The sequence below is a fragment of the Pseudomonas orientalis genome (assembly GCF_001439815.1).
Taxonomy (GTDB): domain Bacteria; phylum Pseudomonadota; class Gammaproteobacteria; order Pseudomonadales; family Pseudomonadaceae; genus Aquipseudomonas; species Aquipseudomonas orientalis.
This window is the reverse complement of sequence record NZ_JYLM01000005.1, coordinates 90,761-117,259: the sequence shown is the minus strand read 5'-3', so window position 1 is coordinate 117,259 and position 26,499 is coordinate 90,761. Positions and strand designations below refer to the sequence as shown.

24 protein-coding genes are annotated in these 26,499 nt (G+C 60.5%); 13 read left to right on the top strand and 11 right to left on the bottom strand.

Annotated features, from left to right (window positions below; all coding sequences use genetic code 11):
* Nucleotides 1–98 precede the first annotated feature (98 nt).
* Entirely contained in the window at nucleotides 99–1,310 is a 1,212-nt protein-coding gene (gene rluB / locus TU82_RS14195; protein WP_057723806.1) for a 23S rRNA pseudouridine(2605) synthase RluB, read from the top strand.
* A gap of 143 nt (nucleotides 1,311–1,453) precedes the next feature.
* On the opposite strand, the gene TU82_RS14190 is transcribed toward rluB, so the two are convergent.
* Together TU82_RS14190 and TU82_RS28920 are read right to left on the bottom strand one after the other, a co-directional pair.
* A complete protein-coding gene (locus TU82_RS14190; protein ID WP_057723805.1) occupies nucleotides 1,454–2,413 on the bottom strand; it encodes a CgnE/CgnB domain-containing protein in 960 nt (319 codons plus the stop codon).
* A 73-nt stretch (nucleotides 2,414–2,486) separates the two neighbouring features.
* The gene (locus TU82_RS28920; protein WP_003237751.1) at nucleotides 2,487–2,624 is read right to left on the bottom strand and encodes a hypothetical protein; all 138 of its coding nucleotides are present in this window, start codon (nucleotides 2,622–2,624) and stop codon (nucleotides 2,487–2,489) included.
* A gap of 647 nt (nucleotides 2,625–3,271) precedes the next feature.
* On the opposite strand from TU82_RS28920, the gene TU82_RS14180 reads away from it, so the two are divergent.
* From TU82_RS14180 to arfB, 3 genes are all read left to right on the top strand, one after another.
* The gene (locus tag TU82_RS14180; RefSeq protein ID WP_057723804.1) at nucleotides 3,272–4,687 is read left to right on the top strand and encodes an amino acid permease; all 1,416 of its coding nucleotides are present in this window, start codon (nucleotides 3,272–3,274) and stop codon (nucleotides 4,685–4,687) included.
* A 181-nt stretch (nucleotides 4,688–4,868) separates the two neighbouring features.
* On the top strand, nucleotides 4,869–6,005 hold the full coding sequence (locus tag TU82_RS14175) for a hypothetical protein (protein ID WP_057723803.1): 1,137 nt from the start codon (nucleotides 4,869–4,871) through the stop codon (nucleotides 6,003–6,005).
* Between the two features lie 93 nt (nucleotides 6,006–6,098).
* On the top strand, nucleotides 6,099–6,512 hold the full coding sequence (gene arfB / locus TU82_RS14170; protein ID WP_057724080.1) for an alternative ribosome rescue aminoacyl-tRNA hydrolase ArfB: 414 nt from the start codon (nucleotides 6,099–6,101) through the stop codon (nucleotides 6,510–6,512).
* Here arfB and TU82_RS14165 read toward each other — a convergent pair.
* From TU82_RS14165 to TU82_RS14160, 3 genes are all read right to left on the bottom strand, one after another.
* Nucleotides 6,509–7,705, bottom strand: a complete 1,197-nt coding sequence (locus tag TU82_RS14165) for an MFS transporter (RefSeq protein WP_057723802.1) — start codon at nucleotides 7,703–7,705, stop codon at nucleotides 6,509–6,511. The two genes, arfB and TU82_RS14165, sit on opposite strands and share 4 nt — an antisense overlap.
* A 105-nt stretch (nucleotides 7,706–7,810) precedes the next feature.
* Nucleotides 7,811–7,981, bottom strand: a complete 171-nt coding sequence (locus TU82_RS28915) for a hypothetical protein (RefSeq protein ID WP_164484915.1) — start codon at nucleotides 7,979–7,981, stop codon at nucleotides 7,811–7,813.
* 319 nt (nucleotides 7,982–8,300) lie between these two features.
* Nucleotides 8,301–8,612 carry an Mpo1-like protein gene (locus tag TU82_RS14160; protein ID WP_057723801.1) on the bottom strand — a complete coding sequence of 104 codons (312 nt, stop codon included), beginning with the start codon at nucleotides 8,610–8,612 and terminating at the stop codon, nucleotides 8,301–8,303.
* 160 nt (nucleotides 8,613–8,772) lie between these two features.
* On the opposite strand from TU82_RS14160, the gene TU82_RS14155 reads away from it, so the two are divergent.
* The gene (locus TU82_RS14155; protein ID WP_057723800.1) at nucleotides 8,773–9,831 is read left to right on the top strand and encodes an AraC family transcriptional regulator; all 1,059 of its coding nucleotides are present in this window, start codon (nucleotides 8,773–8,775) and stop codon (nucleotides 9,829–9,831) included.
* On the opposite strand, the gene TU82_RS14150 is transcribed toward TU82_RS14155, so the two are convergent.
* The 6 genes from TU82_RS14150 to TU82_RS14125 all read right to left on the bottom strand — a co-directional run bounded on the left by TU82_RS14150 (nucleotide 9,788) and on the right by TU82_RS14125 (nucleotide 17,433).
* Nucleotides 9,788–11,242 (bottom strand): TrkH family potassium uptake protein, encoded by a 1,455-nt coding sequence (locus TU82_RS14150; RefSeq protein WP_057723799.1) that lies wholly within the window; start codon nucleotides 11,240–11,242, stop codon nucleotides 9,788–9,790. The genes TU82_RS14155 and TU82_RS14150 overlap by 44 nt on opposite strands.
* Before the next feature lie 752 nt (nucleotides 11,243–11,994).
* Nucleotides 11,995–13,335: an imelysin family protein gene (locus tag TU82_RS14145; protein ID WP_057723798.1), complete on the bottom strand. Its 1,341-nt coding sequence runs from the start codon at nucleotides 13,333–13,335 to the stop codon at nucleotides 11,995–11,997.
* Nucleotides 13,336–13,459: 124 nt separating this feature from the next.
* Entirely contained in the window at nucleotides 13,460–15,511 is a 2,052-nt protein-coding gene (locus TU82_RS14140) for a putative bifunctional diguanylate cyclase/phosphodiesterase (protein WP_057723797.1), read from the bottom strand.
* A gap of 204 nt (nucleotides 15,512–15,715) precedes the next feature.
* On the bottom strand, nucleotides 15,716–15,901 hold the full coding sequence (locus TU82_RS14135; RefSeq protein ID WP_057723796.1) for a hypothetical protein: 186 nt from the start codon (nucleotides 15,899–15,901) through the stop codon (nucleotides 15,716–15,718).
* 155 nt (nucleotides 15,902–16,056) lie between these two features.
* Entirely contained in the window at nucleotides 16,057–16,653 is a 597-nt protein-coding gene (locus TU82_RS14130) for a superoxide dismutase (protein WP_003175739.1), read from the bottom strand.
* A 177-nt stretch (nucleotides 16,654–16,830) separates the two neighbouring features.
* Complete coding sequence (locus tag TU82_RS14125; protein ID WP_057723795.1) at nucleotides 16,831–17,433, bottom strand: LysE/ArgO family amino acid transporter; 603 nt, start codon at nucleotides 17,431–17,433, stop codon at nucleotides 16,831–16,833.
* 101 nt (nucleotides 17,434–17,534) lie between these two features.
* Between TU82_RS14125 and TU82_RS14120 the strand changes: the two genes are divergently transcribed.
* The 8 genes from TU82_RS14120 (at nucleotide 17,535) to TU82_RS14085 (ending at nucleotide 26,478) form a co-directional block, all read left to right on the top strand.
* Nucleotides 17,535–18,428: a LysR family transcriptional regulator ArgP gene (locus tag TU82_RS14120; protein ID WP_057723794.1), complete on the top strand. Its 894-nt coding sequence runs from the start codon at nucleotides 17,535–17,537 to the stop codon at nucleotides 18,426–18,428.
* Between the two features lie 52 nt (nucleotides 18,429–18,480).
* Nucleotides 18,481–19,479, top strand: a complete 999-nt coding sequence (locus TU82_RS14115) for an NAD-dependent epimerase/dehydratase family protein (RefSeq protein ID WP_057723793.1) — start codon at nucleotides 18,481–18,483, stop codon at nucleotides 19,477–19,479.
* A gap of 127 nt (nucleotides 19,480–19,606) precedes the next feature.
* Nucleotides 19,607–20,431: a hypothetical protein gene (locus TU82_RS14110; RefSeq protein WP_057723792.1), complete on the top strand. Its 825-nt coding sequence runs from the start codon at nucleotides 19,607–19,609 to the stop codon at nucleotides 20,429–20,431.
* A gap of 329 nt (nucleotides 20,432–20,760) precedes the next feature.
* Nucleotides 20,761–22,020 carry a D-mannose isomerase gene (locus TU82_RS14105; protein ID WP_057723791.1) on the top strand — a complete coding sequence of 420 codons (1,260 nt, stop codon included), beginning with the start codon at nucleotides 20,761–20,763 and terminating at the stop codon, nucleotides 22,018–22,020.
* Nucleotides 22,021–22,124: 104 nt separating this feature from the next.
* Nucleotides 22,125–23,411 carry an ABC transporter substrate-binding protein gene (locus tag TU82_RS14100; RefSeq protein WP_057723790.1) on the top strand — a complete coding sequence of 429 codons (1,287 nt, stop codon included), beginning with the start codon at nucleotides 22,125–22,127 and terminating at the stop codon, nucleotides 23,409–23,411.
* A 157-nt stretch (nucleotides 23,412–23,568) separates the two neighbouring features.
* Nucleotides 23,569–24,477: a carbohydrate ABC transporter permease gene (locus TU82_RS14095; RefSeq protein WP_057723789.1), complete on the top strand. Its 909-nt coding sequence runs from the start codon at nucleotides 23,569–23,571 to the stop codon at nucleotides 24,475–24,477.
* Entirely contained in the window at nucleotides 24,470–25,315 is an 846-nt protein-coding gene (locus TU82_RS14090) for a carbohydrate ABC transporter permease (RefSeq protein WP_057723788.1), read from the top strand. The genes TU82_RS14095 and TU82_RS14090 overlap by 8 nt, the downstream gene beginning before the upstream one ends.
* Before the next feature lie 2 nt (nucleotides 25,316–25,317).
* Nucleotides 25,318–26,478: an ABC transporter ATP-binding protein gene (locus TU82_RS14085; protein WP_057723787.1), complete on the top strand. Its 1,161-nt coding sequence runs from the start codon at nucleotides 25,318–25,320 to the stop codon at nucleotides 26,476–26,478.
* Nucleotides 26,479–26,499 lie beyond the last annotated feature (21 nt).

Genomic DNA, 26,499 nt, shown 5'->3' with positions numbered 1-26,499 from the left:
CGTATGATTCGCGACCCTTTGCCGACCTATTCGGCCAAAGCCCCGCTTTCAACACTCTTCAGGCCACGCCTGAATCGACCCACCGGGAGGTGCTTAAGATGAACGACAAAGACCAGAACGACAGCCAGGAAATTGGCCCAGCAGGCGAAAAACTGCAAAAGGTGCTGGCGCGTATCGGCGTGGGCTCGCGCCGCGACGTCGAAGCCTGGATCACCCAGAAGCGCATCAAGGTCAACGGCGTCGAGGCTACTCTCGGCCAGCGCGTCGACCTGCACGATGCAATCACCATTGATGGCAAGGTCATCAAGCGTGAAGAGGCCGCCGAATCGGTGCGCCGCGTCATCATGTACAACAAGCCCGATGGCGAGATCTGCACCCGTGACGACCCTGAAGGCCGTCCAACCGTGTTCGACAAGATGCCCAAGCCCAAGGAAGGCCGCTGGATCAACATCGGTCGTCTCGACATCAACACCACGGGCTTGCTGATGTTCACCACCGACGGTGAGCTGGCCAACCGCCTGATGCACCCCTCCTACGAGATGGACCGCGAATACGCCGTGCGTGTGCGTGGCGAAGTCGATGACGAGATGATCGAGCGCTTGAAAGCCGGTGTTGTCCTCGAAGACGGCCCGGCCAAGTTCACCGACATCAAGCAGGCCCCGGGTGGCGAAGGTTTCAACCACTGGTACCACTGCGTGGTGATGGAAGGCCGCAACCGTGAAGTGCGTCGCCTGTGGGAATCCCAGGGCCTGGTGGTCAGCCGCCTGAAGCGCGTGCGTTTCGGTCCGGTGTTCCTGAACTCCGATTTGCCGATGGGCCGCTGGCGCGAAATGAGCCAGTACGAAGTCGACATCCTCAGCGCCGAAGTTGGCCTGGCCCCGGTGGCGATGCCGCAGATGAACGCCAAGAGCAAAGACAAGCTTGAGCGTATGCAGCGTAAATCGTCGCGTCCCGTGCCGCGTACCGAGCGGGTTGCCCGCACCCTGCGCCCGGCATTGAATGCGCCGGCAACCGGCGGTCGTATCTCCCGTGAGCCGCAGATCGAGGGTGAGCGCCGCCCAACCTCGCCATCGCGCCAGGAAGGCGAGCGTGCTCCACGCACGCCGCGTCCTGCCCCGGCGGGTGGTCGCAGCAACCGTGGTGAAACCGATCGCCCCGCCGACAACGCCAGCACCAAGCGTCCGGCCAAGCCTTCGGCGAACAAGCGTCCTGGCCCGAAACTGGTGGCTGACGAGCCGTCGGGCAAGCGCCGTGGCGCACCGGCTGGTTCCGGTCAGCGCCCGGGGTTTGGTCGCAAGAAGCCGCAGTGATCTAAGGCTGCAATGCAATCAATTGTGGGAGGGGGCTTGCCCCCGATGGCGGTGTATCAGCTTGCATAGGCATTGCTGAACCACTGCCATCGGGGGCAAGCCCCCTCCCACATTTGAACTTCATTTGATTCAAAACTGGGTGTTCAGAAGGCAAACGTCCCATCAAACACCGGCTTGTCATCCAGTGCCAACACCCCGCTGGCAAAGATCAGGTCCAGGTGATGACTGCCTTTCTGCCCGCCGCCCAAGCCCAGATGTAACCCGCAATGGCGCTCTTCAAAGCCGGCATTGCGCGCATACAAATCCTTCACGCCTTCATTGGTGCCAATGCCCAGCTCTTCCACACGGCGGTTGGACGGGTTGGCATTGAGGTACTTGTTGAAATCATCCGCCAGCCCCGGCACGTCGCTGGCCACGCTGCAGATGGTGGAGTTCTCGATCCACAGTTCCAGCGGTGACGCCAGCACGCCGTATTTACGTGCAAAGGGGATGGTGCTGAGGAACGTCCCGACAAACCGCACCTGCCCGTTGATGGCTTCGCTATGGGTGGCGATTTCGCCGGGTGCCAGGTCGTGGTTGCCGACACCGTTGATATTGGTCCACTTCTTGATGCTGCTCATCGGCGCTTCAAGGCGCGAGCCGTGCTTGTCGGTGAAGCTCAGCACGGTGGCCTCGGACATGCGCCGGATCAAGGTGGCGTTGAGGTCGGCAATGCGCTGCGGTTCGACGCTGAAGGTGTCGTAGAAGTAATCGCCGTAGTCCTTGAACAACAGCGACTTCTTCCAGTGTTCGGCCATCACGCCCTGCAGCGCGCGGATAAAATCCGGGCCTTCGGCACGCGGGTTGGGCAGGGTCGAGGAGTCATAGAGAAACAGGTACAGGTCGCAGGCTTCGATGGCCTGGGCCAGGGATTCGCTGGCGCTCAGGTCCAGGCGCTGCACCTGGAAATTGAAACGGGCGGCGCTGCCGTGGGTAATTGCCTGGGCGATGGCGTCGTAGCGTTCGGTATGGCCCAGCAACACGGTAGGGCGGCTCAGGCCCTGGAGGGCCGGGTGGTGAGCGAGGTAGTAGAGAAAGTGTTCGACGGCGCGGGCCTTGTCCATGACGGTTGTCCTTCGGTGCCTTGGGTAAGGAGGCAGGTGCCGTGCACGGCACCTGCCGGATGCCTGCCGGGTGTTAGAACGGCCACATCGCGGTGCCAAATGGCACAACGGCATCGGCTTGCATCATTTCAACGGCGGCCTCATGGGTCGGCGCTTCAAACCAATCGTCGAGTTGCAGTTCGGTTTCCAGGTCTTTTTCCAGTGCTTGCATGGTGTATCTCCTAGAGGACGTTGTTTGAGAACGGCTTGCCAGCGGGCTTCGCGGGCAAGTGCAGAGAACCTAGGAGAGAGTGTTTCAAAATGCAAAATATTTATTGACACGGTCTCATTTGGATTTTTTCTTCGATTTTTTTAAGGATATTTTTTATTGAAGAAAAACAGATGATTGGCTGAACCGATTCTTCAGTCAGGCCTGATCGACAATTTTCCGTAAACTGCCATTTGAGCCTGACCGTAAAGCCAGCTTTCCGGCTTGTAACGTCAGCTTTACGCTGTTGGCCTGACAGTTCTGGGTAGAAAACCCCTGTAAGGAATACCTGACAGTTTGTCGAGTGTGCCCTCGTGGTGCGTGCCGAACCTGTCGAGCGGTGTACAATGCGCCGCGTTTTACTGTGACCCCCTTGCGTATCCGCGCAAAGGCCAAGACCTCAGGGGTTCAATCGCCCTGATCACTCCGCCCGGTCACGAGCCAGGCGGGTTCGATTTCGTCACAGATAAAAACAAACAGGTGACGCATGACCGCTAGAAAGACGCTGTACTCCTGGTGCCTGCGCTGGGGTTTGAGCGGCGCTGCTTGAGACGGTATTCAAGGCAGCAACCTGCATTCAACCTCTTCAAACCTTGCGTGAGATCCTTTTCATGAGTGAACCCCATTGCTCTTCAGGCGAGCTGAAACGCGGCCTGAAAAATCGACATATCCAGTTGATCGCCCTCGGCGGCGCCATCGGCACCGGTCTGTTCCTCGGCTCGGCCGGGGTACTCAAGTCCGCCGGCCCTTCGATGATCCTTGGCTATGCCATTTGCGGCTTTATTGCGTTCATGATCATGCGCCAGCTCGGCGAAATGATCGTCGAAGAACCGGTCGCCGGCTCCTTCAGCCATTTTGCCCACAAGTACTGGGGCGGTTTCGCCGGTTTCCTGTCGGGCTGGAACTGCTGGATCCTGTACATTCTGGTGGGCATGTCGGAGCTGACCGCCGTCGGCAAATACGTGCACTACTGGTGGCCGGAGATTCCGACCTGGGTCTCGGCGGCGGCGTTCTTTGTGCTGATCAACCTGATCAACCTGGCCAACGTCAAAGTCTTTGGTGAGGCCGAGTTCTGGTTCGCGATTATCAAGGTGGTGGCGATTGTCGGCATGATCGCCCTGGGCAGCTACCTGCTGGTCAGCGGCAGCGGCGGGCCACAGGCTTCGGTGACCAACCTGTGGGACCATGGCGGCTTCTTCCCCCATGGCGTGGGTGGATTGGTGATGGCCATGGCGATCATCATGTTCTCCTTCGGCGGCCTGGAAATGCTCGGCTTCACCGCTGCCGAAGCGGACCAGCCGCGCACCGTGATCCCCAAGGCGATCAATCAGGTGATCTACCGCATCCTGATTTTCTACATCGGCGCATTGGTGGTGCTGTTGTCGTTGACCCCGTGGGACAGCCTGCTGGTTAGCCTTAACGCCTCTGGCGATCCCTACAGTGGCAGCCCATTCGTACAGGTGTTCTCAATGCTGGGCAGTAAAACTGCCGCGCATATCCTCAACTTCGTGGTGTTGACCGCAGCGTTGTCGGTGTACAACAGCGGCACCTATTGTAACAGTCGTATGTTGCTGGGCATGGCCGAACAGGGCGATGCGCCGAAGGCCCTGGCGAAGATCGACAAGCGCGGCGTACCGGTGCGTTCGATCCTGGCGTCAGCGGCGGTCACGCTGGTGGCGGTGCTGATGAACTACTTCATCCCGCAGCATGCGCTGGAGTTGTTGATGTCGCTGGTGGTGGCCACGTTGGTGATCAACTGGGCGATGATCAGCTTTTCCCACTTCAAGTTCCGCCAGCACATGAACCGTACCGGCCAGGTACCGTTGTTCAAGGCGCTGTGGTATCCGTATGGGAATTTCATCTGCCTGGCGTTCGTGGTGTTTATCCTGGTGATCATGCTGATGATTCCGGGGATCCAGGTCTCGGTGTATGCGATTCCGGTATGGGTGGCGTTTATGGCCCTGTGCTATTGGCTGAAAAACAAGCGTAAGGCACAAGCCGCATTGGGCACGCCTTTACTGGAGTAGGCCTGCTTCCCTTGCCCACAGAACCCGGCACATTGCCGGGTTTTTTTCGGCCCCCGTAAGGCCAGGCGATCTTGATGTTGTTACACAGTGGCGGCGATATCGAGGAACTTCAGATGGAAGCTGACCACTTGAAGGAGAAGTCATAGCGCTTTTTACAGTCTTTGATCTTCAGGAGTACGTCATGCCCGATTTCGCCGCGATATCCAATCCAAAGCAGTCGATGCCCGTTGATGTCGTTTCTATCGACGCCAAGCCTCAAATCAACACCTCGCCGCATACAGGCGTTTCCGTGGCAGGTGAAAACTATACGCCTGCGGACAAGCAGTCGCTGGTCCATGCCTTTGTAAAAGATACCTTGCAGAACTCCAACTACGAGAACACAGAGAGCCTGGAGCGTCGCGCAAAGAATTTCTTCAAGCACATAGAGTCTGAAATGGCAATTGGTCTGGGCGTTGAAAAAGACTTGGAGCGGGATGACTCGCCGGCATCGCAGCTGTCTTCGCATATGGTGCATCTGGTTCGAGGGTTGTGGACCCATTCGCAAAGTGATCCTGCGTTCCGTGATCAATTACATAAAGAGTTATTGGCGCCGAGCAACGCCCCAGGCAATGTCCTGCTGGCGGGCGAAGGCAAAGGTGGCCTGTATCTGGGCATGAAAAAGCTCCACGCCATGCTGGTCAATAAAGAGCAGGGGCCGCTCACCCGTGATCAATCCCTGCAAGGGGCGGAAGCCGCATTTGGAATCAAGGCCCTCGCTGAAGCCTTGAAAAATCAGGAGCCGATGCTCGCTGATGTCGACGCTTACACGGTCCAGAACCGGGTTGGGTCCAATCGAGTGGTTGACGGCAAAAAGACCCACCACTTCACCAGCCTTCACGGCACTGATCTGCGCAACGATCCGGGCACCCGGGTGCGCGATGAATTAGGCGTTCCCGTCATGCTGGGCACCTCGGGCGGAGCATCGGACGTTGCCTCGACCCTGCGCTTCGCCGCGCAATCGCAAGATCAATCAATGTGGCCGTCGGGCATAAGTGCAAAGGAGGGTAGGCAAGCCTTGATGGGTCTGGTGTTTCACTTGATGCGTAACCAGGTCACGGACAACGCCCAAGCGTTCTACGATAAAATGCGCAATGATTTGCATGGATTGGCGCCAAAACACGTCGATCCTGCGCTGATTTTCTCTCACTCCTATCCCGAAGTGGTGTCGGGCGTGGAGATGACGTTGAACGATGAAAAACCCACCGACCGTGAAGCCATGATCAGGTCGACGCGCTTGGCCCAAACGCTGTTGGATAACGCGTTCGCCAACCGCCAATAAACGGTGCGCGCATTGCCCCAGGTCGCACGATGCCGATTCGACGAAGGCGCATGTTCGCGTATGCTGTTCGGCCTGAATCACGGACCTGTCGCAATGCTGGTAATTTCCAATACGGTGCAGTTGCCCGATGCCGACATCGAGCTGACCGCCATTCGCGCCCAGGGCGCCGGTGGGCAGAACGTCAATAAGGTGTCGAGTGCGGTGCACCTGCGCTTTGATATTCCGGCGTCGTCGTTGCCGGAATTCTACAAGGAGCGGCTGTTGGCATTACGCGACAGCCGTATCACCAGTGATGGCGTGCTGGTGCTCAAGGCCCAGCAATACCGCACCCAGGAACAGAATCGCGCCGATGCGCTCGAGCGCCTGGTGGAGTTGATCCTCAGCGCCACTAAGGTGGAGAAGACGCGCCGTCCGACCAAGCCGACCCTGGGCTCGAAAAAGCGTCGTCTCGAATCCAAGACCAAGCGCGGCAGCATCAAGGCCGGGCGCGGCAAGGTCGACTTCTAGTCCTGGCGTGCTTCGCGGGCCTTGGGCGCCTGGCGATACAGGTACACACTCAGCAGCAAACCACCCAGCGCGGCGAGGGCGGCGAACAGGAAGATCGACGCAAAGCCGAAGCCTGCCGCCACTGCCCCGGCCAATGGCCCGGTGATACCCAGGGACAGATCAATAAACAGCGAATAGGCCCCCACCGCCGAACCGCGGCTGGCGGCGGGCACCAGGTTGACCGCTTCCACCCCCAGCGCCGGAAAGACCAGGGAAAAGCCAAACCCGCTCAATGCCGCGCCCGCCAGGGCCAGGTTGGCGTCCGGCGCCAGCCACAGCAACAGCAGCCCAAGGATTTCCACCGACAGGCAGGCAATTGCCACGCGAAACCCGCCGATTCGGTTGATCAGGTTACCGAACAGCAGGCGCGCACCGATAAAACTGGCACCAAACAAGCTCAATGCCCACACCGCGTTGTTCCAGTGCTGGGTGGTGTAATACAGCGTGATAAAGGTCGCGATGGTGCCGAAGCCGATGGAACCCAACGCCAGCGCACAGCCATGGGGCAATACCCGGCCCAGTACATTCATGAACGGCAGGCGCACGCCGCTGACGATTGGCGCGGCGACTTTGTTCCAGGCCAGCAACAGGCCGACTGCCGCCAGCAGGACAATGCTGACGCCCATGCTCCACAGTCCGAAATGCCTGACCAGCACTACGCCCAGCGGCGCGCCGACTGCCAGGGCGCCATAGCTGGCGATGCCGTTCCAGGAAATGACTTTGGCGGTATTCGCCGCACCGACCCGGCCGATGCCCCACCCAATGGCGCCCGAGCCCACCAGGCTTTCCGCACTGCCCAATATCAGGCGACCGATCAGCAGGCTGCCCAGGCTCAAGGCCGGCAGGCTTGAAAACCACGCGGCGAGGAGCATGAACACACCGCTCAAGCCACACCCTGCCAAGCCGATCAAAACCGCGCGCTTGCTGCCCAGGTTATCGATGATTTTGCCCGCGTACGGGCGACTCAGCAGGGTGGCCAGGTATTGCACGCTGATCACCAGGCCGGCAACCACCGCGCCGTAGCCCAGCTCGCTGTGGACATAGCCTGGCAATACGGCCAGGGGGATGCCGATATTCAGGTAGCCGATAAAGGTGAACAGCACGATGGAAACAACTTGCAGCGTGACCGCCATGGGGCGCTGGGTATCTGGCATGAGGAGAGGTCCACTGTCGCAGCAGGTAAAGATAGGCTGCTAATGATACCGGTGGATTGGCTCGCGCTGGGCGTTAAAGCGCAAAAACCTCAGCTCAGGAACGCTTCAGGCCTGCGCGGGGGCCAGCAATTGGGTGGTGACCAGGGCGGCCAGGGCATTTTCCTGGGTGCCGAAGCGCTTGAGCAGCATGGCTTGTTTGTCCGCGCTGAGGCGGTTCCAGACCTCGACCATCTGCAGGGCAGCGTCGAGCACGGCGGTATCCGGGGTATCGGTCATTTTTGCAGGGGTCTCGAATGATTCAGGCAGTGTGGAAAGCGCTCAAAGCTGCGCTTTCCACACGGTCTGGTACGGCGTCAGTCCTGGCTTTCGCGGTCGACTGGTTTTGCTTCTTTGGCCTCGGGCCGCGTGTCGCTGGCCTGCTGCGGTGTTGGCTGCTCTGTAGGGTGCAGGCTTGGGAAGGGGAGATTAGGTATCTCGTGCATCGTCGTCGCTCCTCGCAAGGTCTGTTTTCAATCGCAGGTGATTGCGCGCTCTCAAAAAGCCTTGGCAGGATACAGCACTGTAAATGACAAATAGACTTTTATATCGACGAAGACTAGAACGGCACCTTGCCCAGAATCATGTCGCGGTACATCACGAAATCACCGAGCAGGCTGTAAAACGGGTGCTTAAAGGTGGCTGGACGGTTCTTTTCAAAGAAGAAATGCCCGATCCAGGCAAAGCTGTAGCCGGCGATCGGCACGGCCAGTAATAGGCCCAGCGAGCCTCGGCCGATGGCATAGGCCAGAATGCCGATCACCAGGGTCGTGCCGATAAAATGCAGGCGCCGGCAGGTGCTGTTGCCGTGCTCCGCCAGGTAGTACGGATAAAACTCGGCGAAGCTGTTGAATCGCTTGACGTTTTCCACGGTGGCAGGTCCTTTGATGGTGTGCCGCCTGACAGATGCTCGGCGGGGAGCCTGTTTGAGTCTAGAGTGATCGGTGGTCACAGCCAGTGACAATAGATGCCACTTTAGTATCCTTGGCTTGCCGGTTGCCATTTTGGCCCGCTTCATTCAAGAAGATGCCATGAGCGAACGAACAACGTCTGCGAGCTGGGCGATGGGGATAGTCAAGGCCCTGGAAATGGACGGCCTGGACTGCCCGGCCCTGTTCAAGCAACTGGGGCTGGACTACGCCGCCCTCAGTGACCCCGACGCGCGTTTTCCGCAAGACGCCATGACCCGCTTGTGGCAGCGCGCGGTGGAGGTGTCGGGTAACCCGGCGATTGGCCTGAACATGGGCAAAGTGGCGCGCCCGGCATCGTTTCATGTCGCCGGTTATGCCTTGATGTCCAGCAATACCCTGGCCGAAGGTTTCAGGCGCCTGGTGCGTTACCAGCGCATCATCGCCGAAAGCTCCGACTTGAGTTTTCGCCTGTCACCCGAGGGCTATGCGCTGATCCTGACCGTGCACGGCGATCACCTGCCGCCCACCCGGCAAAGCGCCGAGGCCTCACTGGCCAGCGCGTTGGCGCTGTGCGGCTGGCTCACCGGGCGTACCCTGCAACCGCATAAGGTGCTGCTGCAGGGCGATCAACCGGCCGATCTGGCACCTTACAAGGAGGTTTTCCATGCGCCGCTGCAATTCAATGCGCCGTATGACGCGCTGATTTTCGAGCAGGCCGACATGGATGCGCCCTTGCCCACGGCCAATGAGGCCATGGCGAAGCTGCACGATCGGTTTGCCGGCGAATACCTGGCGCGCTTTTCCGAAAGCCGTGTGACCCACAACGCACGGCAGGTGCTATGCCGCCTGCTGCCCCAGGGCGAACCCAAGCGCGAAGTGGTGGCGCAGACGTTGCACCTGTCCCAGCGCACCTTGCAGCGGCGGTTGCAGGAGGAGGGCACCAGCTTCCAGACCCTGCTCGACGACACCCGCCGTGAGCTGGCCGAGCAATACCTGGCGCGGCCGAGCATGACCTTGCTGGAAATTGCCTATTTGCTGGGGTTCGCCGACCCCAGCAACTTCTTTCGCGCGTTTCGCCGCTGGTTCGACGCCACGCCCGGCGAATACCGGGCGCGATTGCTGCAGGCGTCGACCGTCAGTGACGCCAGAACGCCGGAATACAGAGCACAAACACCGTAATGATTTCCAGCCGTCCCAGCAGCATGCCCAGCGACAGAATCCACTTGGCCGCATCCGGCAGGCTGGCGAAGTTGCCGGCCGGGCCGATGGTTTCACCCAGGCCGGGGCCGACGCCGGATACGGTGCTGGCCGCGCCGGTCAGTGCGGTCATCCAGTCCAGGCCCAGCAGTGACAGGGCCAGCGCGATGGCGCAAATGGTGATGGCGAAGAAAAACGAAAAGGTCAGGATCGAGCGTACGATTTCCTCGTCGAGACGGTGGCCGTTGTACTTCTGTTTGATCACCGCGCGCGGGTGAATCAACTGGTTAAGGTTGGCCTTGAGCAGGATATAGGCGACCTGGAAGCGGAAGATCTTGATCCCGCCGGCGGTAGAGCCCGAACAGCCGCCGATAAAGCCCAGGTAGAAAAACAGCATCAGTGAAAAGTTGCCCCAGAGGCTGTAGTCCCCCAGCGCGAAACCGGTGGTGGTCACCACCGAGGTGACGTTCAGCGCCACATGGCGCAGGGCGTCCAGCCAGTGCAGGTTGGTGGTCCACCAATACCAGGTGCCGAGCACCAGCCAGGTCACCACCAGCAAGCCGAGCAAACCCTGCACCTGCTGATCCTTGATCAGTGCCCGACGGTTGCCGCGCAAGGTCGCCACGTACAGGGTGAACGGCAGGCTGCCCAGGATCATCACCACTACCGCTACCCAGTGCACCGCCGGTTGCTTCCAGTGCGCCAGGGATTCATCCGAGGTGGAAAACCCACCGGTGGAAATCGCTGACATGGCGTGGTTGATCGCGTCGAACAGCCCCATCCCGGCCCACCAGAACGCCAGGCTACCGAGGATGGTGATACCCACATACGCCGCCACGATCAGCCGCGCGACCATATGGGAACGCGGCATGACCTTTTCCGAACGGTCTGACGATTCGGTCTGGAACAGGCGCATGCCACCGATGCGCAGCAGCGGCAGGATCGCCACCGCCATGCCGATAAAGCCGATGCCGCCGAGCCAGTGCAACAGCGAACGCCACATCAGGATGCCCGGCGACATGCTGTCCAGCCCACTCAGTACCGTGGACCCGGTGGCCGTAATGCCGGACATGCTTTCAAAAAACGAGTCTGTGTAGCTGATGTGCTGAGTCAGCAGGAACGGCAGCGCCGCGAAGATGCACACCACCACCCAACTGGTGACGGTCAGCAGGTACATGTCCCGCGGGCGCAGGTGCACATGTTCCGGGCGCCCGGGTATGACCAGGGCCAGGCCGGCGATAAAGGTGATCATGCTGGCCCACAGGAACGAAGGCAGGTCGCTGGTGCGGTCGAAGATCACCAGGGTAGCCATGGGCACGACCATGGCGATCGCAAGCGTGATCAGGAAGATGCCGATGATGAAACCGATGATGCGCAGGGTCGGCAACGCCATGAAGTTCGCTCGGGTGGTGTGGGCAGAGGCGCCATTCTACCTGCGGTGCAGGTCTTGTAAACCGAGGGTTGGAGCAACATGTGGGAGGGGGCTTGCCCCCAATGGCGACCTCAGGACCGACCAGGATGTTGGATCGATCCCGGTTCAAATGTGGGAGGGGGCTTGCCCCCGATGGCGGCCTCAGGACCGACACAGAATGTTGGATCAGACCGAGTACATATCCGTTTCTGCGGTAACGGCCGCTTAGGGTTCCGCTTTTACAGCGGCTCACTTTTGAAAAGCCGGAATGCCGGCCCAGTCAAAAGTAAGCAAAACGCTCTTGCCCCACCACTCGGCACCTCGCCCAGGCTCGGTGTGCCCGAACGCAGGCTTGAATCCGTGGGCCGCCGCAATGGGCCATCCATGGCCCAGTGCGGCTAACCCGGCGTCCTGCCGGGTTACCCACGGATTCAAGCCTGCGTTCGGCCAGCGTGGTTTAACGGGGCGCCTGAGATCAAAAGCAGATCAAGATCAAGAGCGGCTCGCTTCGCATAGTGGTTACGTTGGGCGCTGCAGAGTTGTGTAGATACCTATGTTTCGTTCGCTTAACTGACAGGCATTAGGGCTTGCTCCCGATGGTGTCGGGTCAGCCAATACATAGTTCACTGACATACCGCTATCGGGGGCAAGCCCCCTCCCACATAAGATCTGCGGTGTTTGAAACAGGTATAAAAAAGGCGACCCGAAGGTCGCCTCGTTCAACTGCGCCTTGATCAGAACTCGTGATCAGCGCTGTCCGGGTTCAGGTCGCTGATGCCCAGCTTGCCTGCGGCGGCTTCGATCGAACCGGTCTGCTTGACCAGCGCAGCGATGGCGTCACGTACGATCTGGTTACCCGCATCGTTACCGGCTGCGATCAACTGGTCGTAGTGCTCGCCCTTGTTGGCATGGTCGACCATCACCTGGATCTTCGCTTCGGTCGCCGCCAGGTCAGCCTTGAGGGCTGCATCGGCCGCCGGGTCGGCTTTCGCCACCAGGGACGACAGGCTCGGGCCGGTCAGCTTGTTGCCGTCGACGCGGGTGTACTCGCCCAGGTAGACGTTGCGGATGCCCTTGGCGTCATAGAAGTGCGAGTAATGGGTGTTGTCGCTGAAGCAGTCCTGCTCGTCTTCCGGCGAGTTGGCTTCCAGGGACACTTTCATGCGTTCGCCAGCCAGCTCGCCGAGGGACAGGCTGCCCATGCCGAACAGCATTTTGCGCAGGCCGTCGGTAGCCGGTTCCGATTCAAGGGTGGCGCGGTAGTTGTCTTCGACGTTGGGCTTCCAGTTGCCGACCATTTCCTGCAGGTCGCTGACCAGCAGCTGGGTCACGGCGCGCAGGTAGGTGCGACGACGCTCGTTATGGCCGCCGGTTGCACCGTCACCGGTCATGTAGTCAGAGGCCGGACGGTTGCCCGCGCCTGGGCCTGTGCCATTGAGGTCCTGGCCCCAGAGCAGGAACTCGATGGCGTGATAGCCGGTGGCGACGTTCGCTTCGGAACCGCCCAGCTCATTGAGGCTGGCGAGTTTTTCCGGGGTGATTTCCTTGACGTCGACCTTGTCTTCGCCGACCTGGATTTCGGTGTTGGCGATGATGTTGGCGTTGGCGCCCGGGTTACCCAGTGCGTGTTCGTAGGATTTGTCGACGTAGTCGATCAGCCCCTCGTCCAGGGGCCAGGCGTTCACCTGGCCTTCCCAGTCGTCGATGATGGTGTTGCCGAAGCGGAACACTTCACTCTGCAGGTAAGGCACGCGCGCGGCGATCCAGGCGGTACGGGCGGCCTTGAGCGTGTCGTCGTTGGGATTGGCCAGGAAGGTGTCGATGGCGGTCTGCAGGGTTTTCGCGGTGGACTCGGCGTCGCTGTACACCGCAAACACCATATCGGCGTAATGCGCGACCACGGCCTTGGCCGCCGCCTCGTCGACCTGGCCGGCAGGCGTGGCAGCCGCTGGGGCGGTAGTGCTGGCAGCGGCAGGCGCCTGAGGCGCGGCGGCCTTGTCTTTACCTTCGCCGCAACCGGCGAGAGAAATAGCAATGGCCAGCAGACTGGCGGTGGCCAGGGGCATACGAATCATGGCGAACATCCTGCTTCGGTTGTTGATGGGGCGCGCGCGGGCGCAAAACTGCGACATAATGCGAAAGATTTGCATTTTGTGTAAAGGCTTATACGCGGGAAATATTTGGTATCGTTGTGCCCGCTCAAATAATCGCCGCGTTATCGCGTTCCGATTGCTTCAGGAAAGCCGCCAACTCCCGGGCCTGCAGCGGTTTGCTGTAGTGGTAGCCCTGGCCTTCATGGCAACCCTCGGAAATGATGTAGGCCTCCTGCTCGGCGGTCTCCACGCCCTCGGCAATCACCTGCATGCCCAGGCTTTTGCCCAGTTGGATGATTGCGCGCACGATGGTCGCATCGTCGTCGTCGTCCAGCAGGTCCTGGACGAAGCTCTTGTCGATCTTGATCTTGTCCAGTGGCAGGCTTTTGAGGTAACTGAGGGATGAGTAACCGGTGCCGAAGTCATCAATGGCGATCAACGCCCCCGAACGGCGCAGGCTCAACAGGTGCTGGGCGGCGGTGCTGATGTCTTCCATCAGGCCGGTTTCGGTGACTTCCAGCTCCAGGCTGCGCGGCGGCAGGCGGTAGATCTGCATCAGGTTGTTGACCACCCGTGGCAACTCGGTGTGGTGCAGCTGCACGGTGGACAGGTTGACCGCCATGCGCAGTTCGGTGAAGCCCAGGTCATGCCATTCGCGCAGCTGGCGGCACGCCTGGTCCAGCACCCATTCGCCGATGGGAATGATGGTGCCATTCTGTTCCGCCAGCGGGATGAACAGGTCCGGCGGCACCAGGCCGTGTTCCGGGTGCTGCCAGCGAAGCAGCGCTTCTACACCGACCACGCGGTGGTCGCGGTAACTGATCTGCGGTTGGTACACCAGGTGAAACTGGTCGCGGCTCAAGGCATCGCGCAGGTCTTTCTCCAGCTCGCGGCGCCGACGCATTTCGCTGTCGACGCTGGCGATGTAGAACTGATAGCGATTGCGCGAGCGGCTTTTGGCCAGGGTCATGGTCTGTTCGGCTTTTTGCAGCAATTTCTCCGTGCTGTCGCCGTCTTCCGGGAACAAGGTGATGCCGATGGTGGCGCGCAGGCGAATCTGGTCCTGATCGAGAGCAAACTCCGCCTCCAGGTCGTCCAGGATACTTTGCGCCAGCTCGGCGGCTTCGTAGGGCTGGTCGATATCGGCTTGCACCAGGGCGAACTGGTCGCCACCCAGGCGGGCGAGCGCACCCAGGCGGCCGCTGTGGGCGCGCAAGCGATCGGCCAGGGCCAGCAGCAGTTTGTCGCCATTCTGATAGGTGAACTGCTCGTTGACGCTCTTGAAATCATCCAGCCCCACGCACAATACCGCTACGCGGCGCTGGCGCCGGCCGGCGTCGGTCAGGATCCGGTCCAGTTGCTCCTGCAATTTCTGGCGGTTCGGCAGGCCGGTGAGAAAATCATACTGGGCCATGCGCAACAGGCTGGACTCGGCCTCATGGCGCAGGTGGGTATTGCGTTCGATGGATTCGAGCAACTGGTTGGCCGTATTTATCCACAGTCCCAACTCGTTGCGCTCATGCCCCTTGAGCTGCGGGATCTTGTGCTCGCTGGGCCGGTCCGGGTTGATCGACGTCAGGTGCTCGATAATCCGCGACAGCGGTTTGGTCAGCAGCCAGTGATACACCAGGTAGAGCACCAGGCCCATGGCCAGGGCGCGCAGCACCCCGGAAATAAAGATGATCACCGAGCTGACGAGGAAGCCTTCGCCGTAGGTGGCGGTGTCGAGGGTAATGCTCAGGTCGCCGTAATACTCGCTGTAGGGGCCCTTGCCCACCAGCGGGGTGGTAAAGGTGCGTTCCTGTCCAAGAATCAGGTCGGTCAGCCAGCGGCTGGAAGAGGGCTGCAGGGCGCGGCTTTTTTCCGCGAGCATGGTTTCGTTGGGATGACCGATGGAGGCGACGCGCACGGCGTCATCCTGAAACAGCCCTTCGATCACCTGCATGCCCATTTCGCGGTCCAGGCTGTAGACGGCCTGGGTCGAGGGGTCGCGAAACATATCGAGGATACGTTGGGCATCTCCCGCCACGGCCTGGCGCGTCTTGTAGGCATCGAAAACGATCTGCGCCACGCTCAGTGCCACGCCCACGATCAATGCCGAGAGCAAGACAACCCGTAGCAACTTCACCGACAAGCTGTTTTTGAGTTCCAGCTTCAAAGGGGCATTCCTTGTCTCATGCGGGTGGCCTTCAATATGCCATGAGTATTGGCAATCTGGTGAGGGCAGTCAAAGGAACATTGGAGCGGCAGGTGTCTTCAAGCCTGCTCAGGAGCAAAAAACAAAAACGGCGGATTCGCTCCGCCGTCTTGCTGTTCGATTAATGCGCTGAGTGTCAACGGTTGTCTGGCATCAGTGCATTGGTCAGCTGACTGAAAAGTCAATCTTCGGCGGCGGTGGCGGCATGTTGTCTTCACCGGGACGGCTCGGTGCGCTTGCGCCACCCCCTTCATCGCCTCCACCACCGCCACCACCCCCGGCGAGACCTTTCATAAGGCCGCTGATGAGTTGCATCGCCATCTGCCCGCCTGCTTGTCCGATTGCTTCCATTTTTTTTCTCCAGAAGAGCGCGAGAGGGTTATTCCTCTCACTCCCTGCGTGGCAAATTCCCTTTTGCGAGTTCCACCATTCCATACAGCTTGTCGCGGTTTGGCGCCCACAAAAAAGCCCGGCAATCGCCGGGCTCTTTCTACTGCAAACGTTGCTTAGGCAGTGAAGGTCTTGCCTTCGAACTGCTCAGCCACGAACTTCCAGTTGACCAGGTTCCAGAACGCTTCCACATACTTTGGACGCACGTTGCGGTAGTCGATGTAGTAGGCGTGTTCCCAGACATCGCAGGTCAGCAGCGGCGTGTCGCCGTTGGTCAGCGGGTTGCCGGCGCCGATGGTGCTGGCCAGAGCCAGGGAACCGTCAGCCTTTTTTACCAGCCAGCCCCAACCGGAACCGAAGGTGCCGACCGACGTCTTGGTGAACTCTTCCTTGAACTTGTCGAACGAACCGAACGCGGCATTGATGGCTTCAGCCAATGCGCCGGTAGGTTGACCACCGGCGTTTGGCGCCAGGCAGTTCCAGTAGAACGTGTGGTTCCAGACCTGAGCGGCGTTGTTGAAGATGCCGCCCGAAGAAGACTTGACGATTTCTTCCAGGGTCTTGCCTTCGAACTCGGTGCCTGGCACCAGGTTGTTCAGGTTCACGACATAGGTGTTGTGGTGCTTGTCGTGGTGATACTCCAGGGTTTCCTTGGAGATGTGCGGCTGCAGGGCATCGTGTGCGTAGGGCAGCGGCGGCAATTCGAAAGCCATGATGATTCTCCTAATCAGGTCAGTTGCGGTGAGCGCAAGGCCGATCACGGGCGGCCAAACAAGCGCCGGCGAGTCTGTACTCTTTGCGGCGCAAGTTCGGGATCATAGCACCGGGGGTGCGGCAAAACCACGCAACAACTGTGTGGGATAGAGGTTCCAGAGCCTTTTGGAATAAGTTCATGGCGAGCTTATTAGTTGGTAGGCCACGCCGAACATCATCACGGCCACCAACAGGTCCAGCAGGCGCCAGGTAGCCGGGCGCGCCAGCCACGGCGCCAACCACGCCGCGCCGAGGGCCAGGGTGGTAAACCACAGGAACGACGCGCTGGCCGCGCCGGCCACGTAAGCCCCCGGCTCCGTTTGTTGCGCGCCCAGGGAGCCGATCAGCAGAACGGTGTCCAGATAAACGTGGGGGTTGAGCAGGGTCACCGCCAGCGCGCTCAACAGCACGGCGCGCAATGAGCGGGTCTTGAGGCTGGCGTTCTGGTCCAGGCTTTGTGTCGAACAGGCCCTGCGCAGCGCGCACGCGCCGTACCACAGCAGAAACGCCGCTCCGCCCCAGCGTGCTACCGCCAGCAATATCGGGCTCTGCGCCAGCACAGTGGCCAACCCGAACACTCCGGCCGCCACCAGCAGTGCATCGCAGATTACACACAGGGCTGCGACCGGCAAGTGATGCTCGCGGCGCAGGCCCTGCGCCAGAACGAACGCATTCTGCGTGCCGATCGCCATGATCAGCCCCAGGGCTACCAGCAACCCGTTCATATAGCTTTGCCACATAGCGAAAAATCCTTAAGTCATGCTCAAACGTTGCTGGCTATGGTGCCGGTCGGGCCTGTATAAGAAAAACCAATATTGCTGATCGCTCATTAGGAAAACTGATGTTCGACTATAAGTTGCTTTCCGCCCTGGCGGCCGTGGTGGAACAGGCTGGCTTCGAGCGCGGCGCGCAGGTGCTGGGGCTTTCGCAGTCGGCCGTGTCCCAGCGCATCAAGTTGCTGGAGGCGCGCGTCGGCCAGCCGGTACTGGTGCGGGCGACACCACCGACCCCCACCGATATTGGCCGACGCTTGCTCAACCATGTGCAACAGGTGCGCCTGCTGGAGCGTGACCTGCAAAGCCAGGTGCCGGCATTGGACGAAGAGGGCATGCCCGAGCGCCTGCGCATTGCACTGAATGCCGACAGCCTGGCCACCTGGTGGGCGCTGGCGGTCAGCGATTTCTGCGGCGAACAGCGCCTGCTGCTGGACCTGGTGGTGGAAGATCAGACCGTGGGCCTCAAACGCATGCGTGCCGGTGAAGTGGCGGCCTGTATCTGCGCCAGCGAGCGTCCGGTTGCCGGCGCCCGTAGCCTGGCACTCGGCGCCATGCGTTACCGCGCATTCGCCAGCCCGGCGTTCATAGCGCGGCATTTCCCGGCCGGCGTGCAAGCCGACCAATTGGCCGGTACGCCGGCGCTGGTGTTCGGGCCGGATGATTTCCTGCAACACCGTTACCTGGCTTCGCTCGGGGTGAACGGCGGTTTCGAGCACCATTTATGCCCGTCATCCGAAGGCTTTATCCGCCTGATGGAAGCTGGGCTGGGCTGGGGCCTGGTGCCTGAATTGCAGGTGCGCGCCCCACTGGAAAAAGGTCTGCTGGTCGAATTGCTGCCAGATAAGCCCATCGATGTGCCGCTGTACTGGCATCATTGGCGCAGTGGCGGGCAACTGTTGGGCCTGTTGACCGAGCACCTGGCACGGGTCTGCGGGCAATGGTTGGTGCCGTTGAAGTGATGGCGCGCGTCAAGGCAACAGTGATGAAAAACGAAAGAACATGGGGTAGTGCATGAAAATTCTGGTCACCGGCGCAAGCGGCTTCATCGGCGGGCGCTTTGCGCGTTTCGCCCTGGAGCAGGGCCTGGACGTGCGGGTCAACGGGCGACGCGCCGAGGGTGTGGAACACCTGGTACGCCGCGGTGCCGAGTTTATCCAGGGTGATCTGACCGATGCCGACCTTGTGCGCGACCTGTGCCGTGACGTCGAGGCCGTGGTGCACTGTGCCGGTGCGGTCGGGCTATGGGGCAAGTATCAGGATTTCCATCAGGGCAATGTGCTGGTCACCGAGAACGTCGTCGAAGCGTGCCTCAAGCAGCGGGTCGGGCGGTTGGTGCATCTGTCGTCGCCCTCCATCTATTTCGATGGGCGCGACCACTTGGGGCTGACCGAAGAGCAGGTACCCAAGCGCTTCAAGCATCCCTATGCCGCGACCAAATACCTGGCCGAGCAGAAGGTGTTCGGCGCCCAGGAATTCGGTCTGGAGGTGCTGGCCCTGCGCCCGCGTTTCGTCACCGGTGCCGGTGACATGAGCATCTTCCCGCGCCTGTTGAAGATGCAGCGCAAGAACCGCCTGGCGATCGTCGGTGACGGCCTTAACAAGGTCGATTTCACCAGCGTGCACAACCTTAACGAGGCGCTGCTTAGCAGCTTGCTGGCTCCCGGTTCCGCGCTGGGCAGGGCCTACAACATCAGTAATGGCGCGCCGGTGCCGGTGTGGGATGTGGTCAACTACGTGATGCGACAAATGGACCTGCCTCAGGTCACGCGTTACCGCTCCTATGGCGTGTCCTACAGTGTGGCGGCGTTGAACGAGGCGTTTTGTGCGATGTGGCCGGGCCGGCCGGAGCCGTCGTTGTCGCGCCTGGGCATGCAGGTCATGAACAAGGATTTCACCCTCGACATCAGCCGGGCGCGGCATTATCTCGATTACGAGCCCAAGGTCAGCCTGTGGAGCGCCCTCGACGAGTTCTGCCTGTGGTGGAAGGCCCAGGCGCCGGGACACTCATAGGCTTACAACCAGCAACACATCGGGAACCGAACGGCGGACCGCAGGTCGACCCATGCGCCGCAAGCACGGTTTATACTGCCGCCGCGCGGCTCCTCAGCCGGCCATCTTATTGATTCAGGATAGATTCATGCGTAACGATGCTAAAGACGATTTCGACAACGTTCCCAGCCTGCGGGCAGATACCGGGGATGATGATGATTTCGTGCCGACAGCCGCCACCTCGGTGCGCTCGCGCACGACGCCTGTGGTCAAGGTTAAGAGAGCCAGCACCGGCCCGCTGTGGGCGCTGGTCGGCGCCTTGCTGATCGCCTTCGCGGGCCTGGCCTGGTGGAGCTTCCAGCAGATCTCCCTGATGGGCCAGCAACTGGTCGCCACCCAGGAAAGCTTCGCGCGTATCAGCGAAGAAGCGGCGGGGCGCCTGCAGGATATTTCCGGCAAGGTCGTGGCCAGCGAAGCCAATGTGAACAACGGCAGCGAAGCCCTGAAATTGCAGATCAAGCAGCTGGAAACCCAGTTGCTCGAGCAGGGCAAGCAACAAGTGGGCGTAGCCGGCCAGGCCACCGAGCTGGACCAGCGCCTGGCGCAGATGAGCGCCAGCACCGCCGAGCTGACCAGTGCCAATGCCAGGTTGCAGGGCCAAGTGCAGGCCCTGACCGATGCCGTCGCCACGCTCAAGGCGGCGCAGGGCGAGATCAAGGAGCTGGCCAATGATGTGGCGGCCTTGAAGAAACAAGGCAATCCGACTGCCGCCATCGCCCGTCTTGAACAGGACGTGCTGGTGCTCAAGAGCGCACAGGAAAACCAGCCCGCCAACACGGATGCGCCGACCAATAAAGAGTTCGACGTGTTCCGCATCCAGACCACGCGCAATATCACGACGCTGCAGAGCCAGGTGCAGAATTTGAACCAGCGCCTCAATGCGCCGGCGGCTGCTACGCCTCTGGGTCAATGACCTGTGAACGAGATCCAAATGTGGGAGGGGGCTTGCCCTACCTAATTGTAGGAGCGAGCTTGCTCGCGAAAAACGTCAACGATAACGCATGCTTTCTGAATGAGCGCGGTGCCTGTGAGTTTTTCGCGAGCAAGCTCGCTCCTACAGACGGCGGTGTACGCTTAACTGACTGGCATTAGGGCTTGCCCACTCCCACATTAGTCAAGGAAATCGCTGTTGCTCGCAGCTTTGTCACCGCCCGGTGACATTTCTTTTCCCCTTCGTTACGTGCCCCTCGCATACCCTTGTTTAAACTCCGGTCACCCGACAAAAAACAACAAGGGCCACCCATGACCACGCAACCACTGCCTGCCAGCAGTTGGCTGAACGCACCTGCCCATCACGCCTGGCTTGCGGCCGAAGGCCAGCGCCTTTTGGCCTTTGCCAAGGCGTCACGCTTGCCGGACGGCTTCGGCAATCTGGATGAAAGGGGCCAACTGCCGGCCGACGCCCGCGCCGAAACCATGAACACCGCCCGCATGACCCACAGCTTCGCCATGGCCCATGCCATGGGTTTGCCGGGCTATGCCGATTTAGTCGCGCACGGCGTGGCGGCCCTGAGTGGCCCGTTGCACGATAGCGAACACGGCGGCTGGTTCGCCGCGCCCGATGCCGTTGACGGCAATACCGGCAAGGCCGCTTACCTGCATGCCTTTGTGGCCCTGGCCGCGAGTTCTGCCGTAGTGGCCGGTGCACCCGGCGCGCAAACCCTGCTGAACGATGCGATGCATATCATCGACCAGTTCTTTTGGAGCGAAGAGGAGGGCGCCATGCTCGAATCTTTCGCCCGGGACTGGAGCGGCGTCGAAGCCTATCGCGGCGCCAACAGCAACATGCACGCCACCGAAGCGTTCCTGGCCCTGGCCGATGTGACGGGCGACACACGCTGGCTGGACCGCGCATTGCGTATCGTCGAACGTGTCATCCATGCCCACGCCGCCGGTAACCGCTTCATGGTGATCGAACATTTCGACGTCCAGTGGAATCCATTGCTCGCTTACAACGAAGACAACCCCGCCGACGGTTTCCGTCCCTATGGCATCACCCCCGGCCACGGTTTCGAATGGGCGCGGCTGGTGCTGCACCTGGAGGCGGCGCGCCTGCAAGCCGGGCTGGCTACGCCGGACTGGTTGGTGAGCGATGCTCAAGGGCTGTTTGCCAGTGCCTGCGACTACGCCTGGGCGGTGGATGGCGCTCCGGGCATTGTCTACACCCTGGACTGGAACCAGCGCCCGGTTGTGCGCGAGCGCCTGCACTGGACCCATGCCGAAGCCAGCGCTGCCGCCCAGGCGCTGCTCAAGCGTACCGGCCAGTTGCATTACGAGACCTGGTACCGGCGGTTCTGGGAGTTTTGCGACACCCACTTCATCGACCGACTCCATGGCAGCTGGCACCACGAGCTCAGCCCGCACAACCAACCCAGCAGCCGGATCTGGGGTGGCAAGCCGGACCTGTACCATGCGTGGCAAGCCGTGTTGCTGCCGGCATTACCCTTGGCACCCAGCCTGGCCAGCGCATTGGGCAGCGGACTTTATGTCACCAAGTGGTGACATTTGTACGTCCCTTTGTTACCTGCGCCTGGAAAATCCCTGTTTAAACTCCGTGCAGCGCAAGCTCTAGACTTGCATGCATAACAACAAGAAAAGGTACTCAGATGAACGCGATTAATCGCCTCGCCGTTGCTATTTCCATTGCCTCGTTGTTTCCCCTCAGTGCAGTTGCCGCCGACTCCAAAGGTACGGTTGAAGTGGTGCATTGGTGGACCTCGGGCGGTGAAAAGGCGGCTGTGGATGTCCTGAAGGCCCAAGTTGAGAAAGACGGCTTCACCTGGAAAGACGGTGCGGTTGCAGGTGGCGGTGGCGCTACGGCCATGACCGTGCTGAAAAGCCGCGCGGTCGCCGGCAACCCGCCAGGCGTTGCCCAGATCAAAGGCCCCGACATCCAGGAATGGGCGTCCACCGGCCTGCTCGACACCGACGTGCTCAAAGACGTCGCCAAAGAAGAAAAGTGGGACTCCCTGCTCGACAAGAAAGTCTCCGACACCGTGAAGTACGACGGTGACTACGTTGCCGTTCCGGTCAACATCCACCGCGTCAACTGGCTGTGGATCAACCCGGAAGTCTTCAAGAAAGCCGGCATCACCAAGAACCCGACCACCCTCGAAGAATTCTATGCCGCTGGCGACAAGCTCAAAGCGGCGGGCTTCATTGCGCTCGCTCACGGCGGCCAGCCTTGGCAGGACAGCACCGTGTTTGAAGCGGTGGTGCTCTCGGTGATGGGGGCCGACGGCTACAAGAAAGCCCTGGTCGACCTGGATAACGCTGCGCTGACCGGCCCGGAAATGGTCAAGTCGCTGACTGAGCTGAAAAAAGTCGCGACCTATATGGACGTCGACGGCAAAGGCCAGGACTGGAACCTGGAAGCGGGCAAGGTCATCAACGGCAAGGCCGGCATGCAGATCATGGGTGACTGGGCCAAGTCCGAATGGACGGCGGCCAAGAAAGTCGCCGGCAAGGACTACGAGTGCGTAGCTTTCCCGGGCACCGACAAGGCCTTCACCTACAACATCGACTCCCTGGCGGTATTCAAGCAGAAAGACAAAGGCACCGCTGCCGGTCAGCAGGACATTGCCAAAGTCGTGCTGGGTGAAAATTTTCAGAAAGTCTTCAGCATCAACAAGGGTTCGATCCCTGTGCGCACCGACATGCTCACTCAAATGGACAAGCTGGGCTTCGACTCCTGTGCTCAGACAGCCGCCAAAGACTTCCTGACCGACGCCAAGACCGGCGGCCTGCAGCCAAGCATGGCGCACAACATGGCCACCACCCTTGCGGTACAGGGTGCGTTCTTTGACGTGGTGACCAACTACATCAATGACCCGAAAGCCGACCCGGCCGACACTGCCAAGAAGCTTGGCGCTGCGATCAAGTCGGCCAAGTAACGCTGCTATCTGTAGGAGCGAGCTCGCTCGCGAAAAGCTCAAGGTCACCGCGTTCATCCCGTATGCACGCGCTATCGTTGAAGTCCTTCGCGAGCAAGCTCGCTCCTACAGGGTTCGGTTCAGCTGTCAGTCCTTTTTCCCTGTACTGGATTTTCCCATGAGTTCTGTTGCTGTGTTCAGCAAGGCCTCGCCGTTCGATGCATTGCAGCGCTGGCTTCCCAAACTGGTGCTGGCGCCGAGCATGTTCATCGTGCTGGTGGGCTTCTACGGCTACATCCTGTGGACGTTCGTGCTGTCGTTCACCACCTCCACGTTCCTGCCCAGCTACAAGTGGGCGGGCCTGGCTCAATACGAGCGGTTGTTCGACAACGACCGTTGGTGGGTGGCGAGCAAGAACCTGGCCGTGTTCGGTGGCATGTTCATTGGTATCACCTTGGTGATCGGTGTGACGCTGGCGATTTTCCTCGACCAGAAAATCCGTCGCGAAGGCTTCATTCGCACCATTTACCTGTACCCGATGGCGCTCTCGATGATCGTCACCGGTACTGCGTGGAAATGGCTGCTCAACCCGGGCATGGGCCTGGACAAATTATTGCGCGACTGGGGCTGGGAAGGCTTCCGTCTCGACTGGCTGATCGACCCCGACCGCGTGATCTACTGCCTGGTGATCGCCGCCGTGTGGCAAGCCTCGGGCTTTATCATGGCAATGTTCCTCGCCGGCCTGCGCGGCGTTGATCAGTCGATCATCCGCGCCGCGCAGATCGACGGCGCGAGCCTGCCGCGCATCTACTGGAGCGTGGTGCTGCCAAGCCTGCGCCCGGTGTTCTTCAGTGCGGTGATGATCCTGGCGCACATTGCGATCAAGAGCTTCGACCTGGTGGCGGCGATGACGGCCGGCGGCCCGGGCTATTCGTCCGACCTGCCTGCCATGTTCATGTACTCGTTCACCTTCAGCCGTGGCCAGATGGGCATGGGCTCGGCCAGTGCAATCCTGATGCTCGGTGCGATCCTCGCGATCATCGTGCCGTACCTGTATTCCGAGCTGAGGACCAAGCGTAATGACTAGTCTCGCCGCTAAACCTGCCATCAGCCTGAGTCGTATCGCGATCTACGCGGTGCTGATCCTCGCGGTGCTGCTGTATCTGGTGCCGCTGGTGGTGATGCTGCTCACCAGTTTCAAGACGCCGGAAGATATCAGCACCGGCAACCTGCTGAGCTGGCCGAGCGTGGTCACCGGCATCGGCTGGGTCAAGGCCTGGACCACCGTGGATGGCTACTTCTGGAACTCGATCAAGATCACCGTGCCCGCTGTGCTGATCTCCACGGCCATCGGCGCGTTGAACGGCTACGTGCTGTCGTTCTGGCGCTTCCGTGGTTCGCAACTGTTTTTTGGTTTGCTGTTGTTCGGCTGCTTCCTGCCGTTCCAGACCGTGTTGCTGCCCGCGTCGTTCACCCTCGGCAAGATGGGCCTGGCCAACACCACCACCGGGCTGGTGTTCGTGCATGTGGTCTACGGCCTGGCGTTCACCACGCTGTTCTTCCGTAACTACTACGTGAGCATTCCGGATGCGCTGATCAAGGCGGCCCGCCTGGACGGTGCGGGTTTCTTCACCATCTTCCGTCAGATCATTCTGCCGATGTCGACGCCGATCATCATGGTCTGCCTGATCTGGCAGTTCACCCAGATCTGGAACGACTTCCTGTTCGGCGTGGTGTTTTCCAGCGGCGACTCCCAGCCCATCACGGTGGCGCTGAACAACCTGGTCAACACCAGCACCGGGGCCAAGGAATATAACGTGGATATGGCGGCGGCGATGATCGCCGGGCTGCCGACCCTGCTGGTCTATGTGATCGCAGGCAAGTATTTCGTGCGCGGCCTCACGGCCGGCGCGGTCAAGGGGTAATCATGGCTACGCTTGAACTTCGCAATGTAAACAAGACCTATGGCGCCGGCCTGCCCGACACCTTGAAGAACATCGAGCTGTCGATCAAGGAAGGCGAATTCCTGATCCTGGTCGGCCCTTCGGGTTGCGGCAAGTCCACCTTGATGAACTGCATCGCCGGCCTTGAAACCATCTCCGGCGGCGCGATCATGATCGGTGATCAGGATGTGAGCGGCATGAGCCCCAAGGATCGCGACATCGCCATGGTGTTTCAGTCCTACGCGCTGTACCCGACCATGAGCGTGCGCGAGAACATCGAGTTCGGCCTGAAGATTCGCAAGATGCCCCAGGCCGACATCGACGCCGAAGTGGCGCGCGTGGCCAAGCTGCTGCAGATCGAGCACCTGCTCAACCGCAAGCCGGGCCAGCTCTCCGGCGGCCAGCAACAGCGCGTGGCCATGGGCCGGGCATTGGCGCGTCGGCCGAAGATCTACCTGTTCGACGAGCCGCTGTCGAACCTCGACGCCAAGCTGCGCGTCGAAATGCGCACCGAAATGAAGCTGATGCACCAGCGCCTGAAAACCACCACTGTCTACGTGACCCACGATCAGATTGAAGCGATGACCCTGGGCGATAAAGTGGCGGTGATGAAGGATGGCATCATCCAGCAATTCGGCACGCCGAAAGAAATTTACAACGACCCTGCTAACCTATTTGTGGCAAGCTTTATCGGTTCACCACCGATGAACTTCGTTCCCATGCGCCTAAAACGCCAGGACGGTGGTCTGGTGGCGGTGCTCGACAGCGGTCAGGCCCGTTGCGAACTGGCGCTGAACATGAATGACGCAGGTCTGGAAGACCGCGATGTGATTCTGGGCCTGCGCCCGGAGCAGATCGTGCTGGCGGCGGGCGAGGGCAACGGTTCTTCGAGCATTCGTGCCGAAGTCCAGGTGACCGAGCCGACCGGCCCGGACACCCTGGTGTTCGTGCAACTCAACGACACCAAGGTCTGCTGCCGTTTGGCGCCGGACGTGGCACCGCAGGTAGGCGAGACCCTGACCCTGCAATTCGACCCGGCCAAGGTGTTGCTGTTCGACGCCAAGACCGGTGAGCGATTGGGCACGGTTGCTTCATTGCCGGCACAGGGGCATGCCGGCAACGTGACCCAGTTCAAGGGCCGCTGAGGCATCGTGTAGGAGCGAGCT

What these genes read in the sequence shown, in the direction of transcription:
- TU82_RS28915 (WP_164484915.1), bottom strand. Translation starts at nt 7,981, where the DNA reads ATGACCGATACCCCGGATACCGCCGTGCTCGACGCTGCCCTGCAGATG.
- TU82_RS14190 (WP_057723805.1), bottom strand. Translation starts at nt 2,413, where the DNA reads ATGGACAAGGCCCGCGCCGTCGAACACTTTCTCTACTACCTCGCTCAC.
- TU82_RS14135 (WP_057723796.1), bottom strand. Translation starts at nt 15,901, where the DNA reads ATGGAAGCAATCGGACAAGCAGGCGGGCAGATGGCGATGCAACTCATC.
- TU82_RS14105 (WP_057723791.1), top strand. Translation starts at nt 20,761, where the DNA reads ATGACCACGCAACCACTGCCTGCCAGCAGTTGGCTGAACGCACCTGCC.
- TU82_RS14130 (WP_003175739.1), bottom strand. Translation starts at nt 16,653, where the DNA reads ATGGCTTTCGAATTGCCGCCGCTGCCCTACGCACACGATGCCCTGCAG.
- TU82_RS28920 (WP_003237751.1), bottom strand. Translation starts at nt 2,624, where the DNA reads ATGCAAGCACTGGAAAAAGACCTGGAAACCGAACTGCAACTCGACGAT.
- TU82_RS14085 (WP_057723787.1), top strand. Translation starts at nt 25,318, where the DNA reads ATGGCTACGCTTGAACTTCGCAATGTAAACAAGACCTATGGCGCCGGC.
- TU82_RS14150 (WP_057723799.1), bottom strand. Translation starts at nt 11,242, where the DNA reads ATGGCGTTGCCGACCCTGCGCATCATCGGTTTCATCATCGGCATCTTC.
- TU82_RS14175 (WP_057723803.1), top strand. Translation starts at nt 4,869, where the DNA reads ATGCCCGATTTCGCCGCGATATCCAATCCAAAGCAGTCGATGCCCGTT.
- arfB (WP_057724080.1), top strand. Translation starts at nt 6,099, where the DNA reads ATGCTGGTAATTTCCAATACGGTGCAGTTGCCCGATGCCGACATCGAG.
- TU82_RS14125 (WP_057723795.1), bottom strand. Translation starts at nt 17,433, where the DNA reads ATGTGGCAAAGCTATATGAACGGGTTGCTGGTAGCCCTGGGGCTGATC.
- TU82_RS14110 (WP_057723792.1), top strand. Translation starts at nt 19,607, where the DNA reads ATGCGTAACGATGCTAAAGACGATTTCGACAACGTTCCCAGCCTGCGG.
- TU82_RS14115 (WP_057723793.1), top strand. Translation starts at nt 18,481, where the DNA reads ATGAAAATTCTGGTCACCGGCGCAAGCGGCTTCATCGGCGGGCGCTTT.
- rluB (WP_057723806.1), top strand. Translation starts at nt 99, where the DNA reads ATGAACGACAAAGACCAGAACGACAGCCAGGAAATTGGCCCAGCAGGC.
- TU82_RS14155 (WP_057723800.1), top strand. Translation starts at nt 8,773, where the DNA reads ATGAGCGAACGAACAACGTCTGCGAGCTGGGCGATGGGGATAGTCAAG.
- TU82_RS14180 (WP_057723804.1), top strand. Translation starts at nt 3,272, where the DNA reads ATGAGTGAACCCCATTGCTCTTCAGGCGAGCTGAAACGCGGCCTGAAA.
- TU82_RS14120 (WP_057723794.1), top strand. Translation starts at nt 17,535, where the DNA reads ATGTTCGACTATAAGTTGCTTTCCGCCCTGGCGGCCGTGGTGGAACAG.
- TU82_RS14145 (WP_057723798.1), bottom strand. Translation starts at nt 13,335, where the DNA reads ATGATTCGTATGCCCCTGGCCACCGCCAGTCTGCTGGCCATTGCTATT.
- TU82_RS14090 (WP_057723788.1), top strand. Translation starts at nt 24,470, where the DNA reads ATGACTAGTCTCGCCGCTAAACCTGCCATCAGCCTGAGTCGTATCGCG.
- TU82_RS14100 (WP_057723790.1), top strand. Translation starts at nt 22,125, where the DNA reads ATGAACGCGATTAATCGCCTCGCCGTTGCTATTTCCATTGCCTCGTTG.
- TU82_RS14165 (WP_057723802.1), bottom strand. Translation starts at nt 7,705, where the DNA reads ATGCCAGATACCCAGCGCCCCATGGCGGTCACGCTGCAAGTTGTTTCC.
- TU82_RS14095 (WP_057723789.1), top strand. Translation starts at nt 23,569, where the DNA reads ATGAGTTCTGTTGCTGTGTTCAGCAAGGCCTCGCCGTTCGATGCATTG.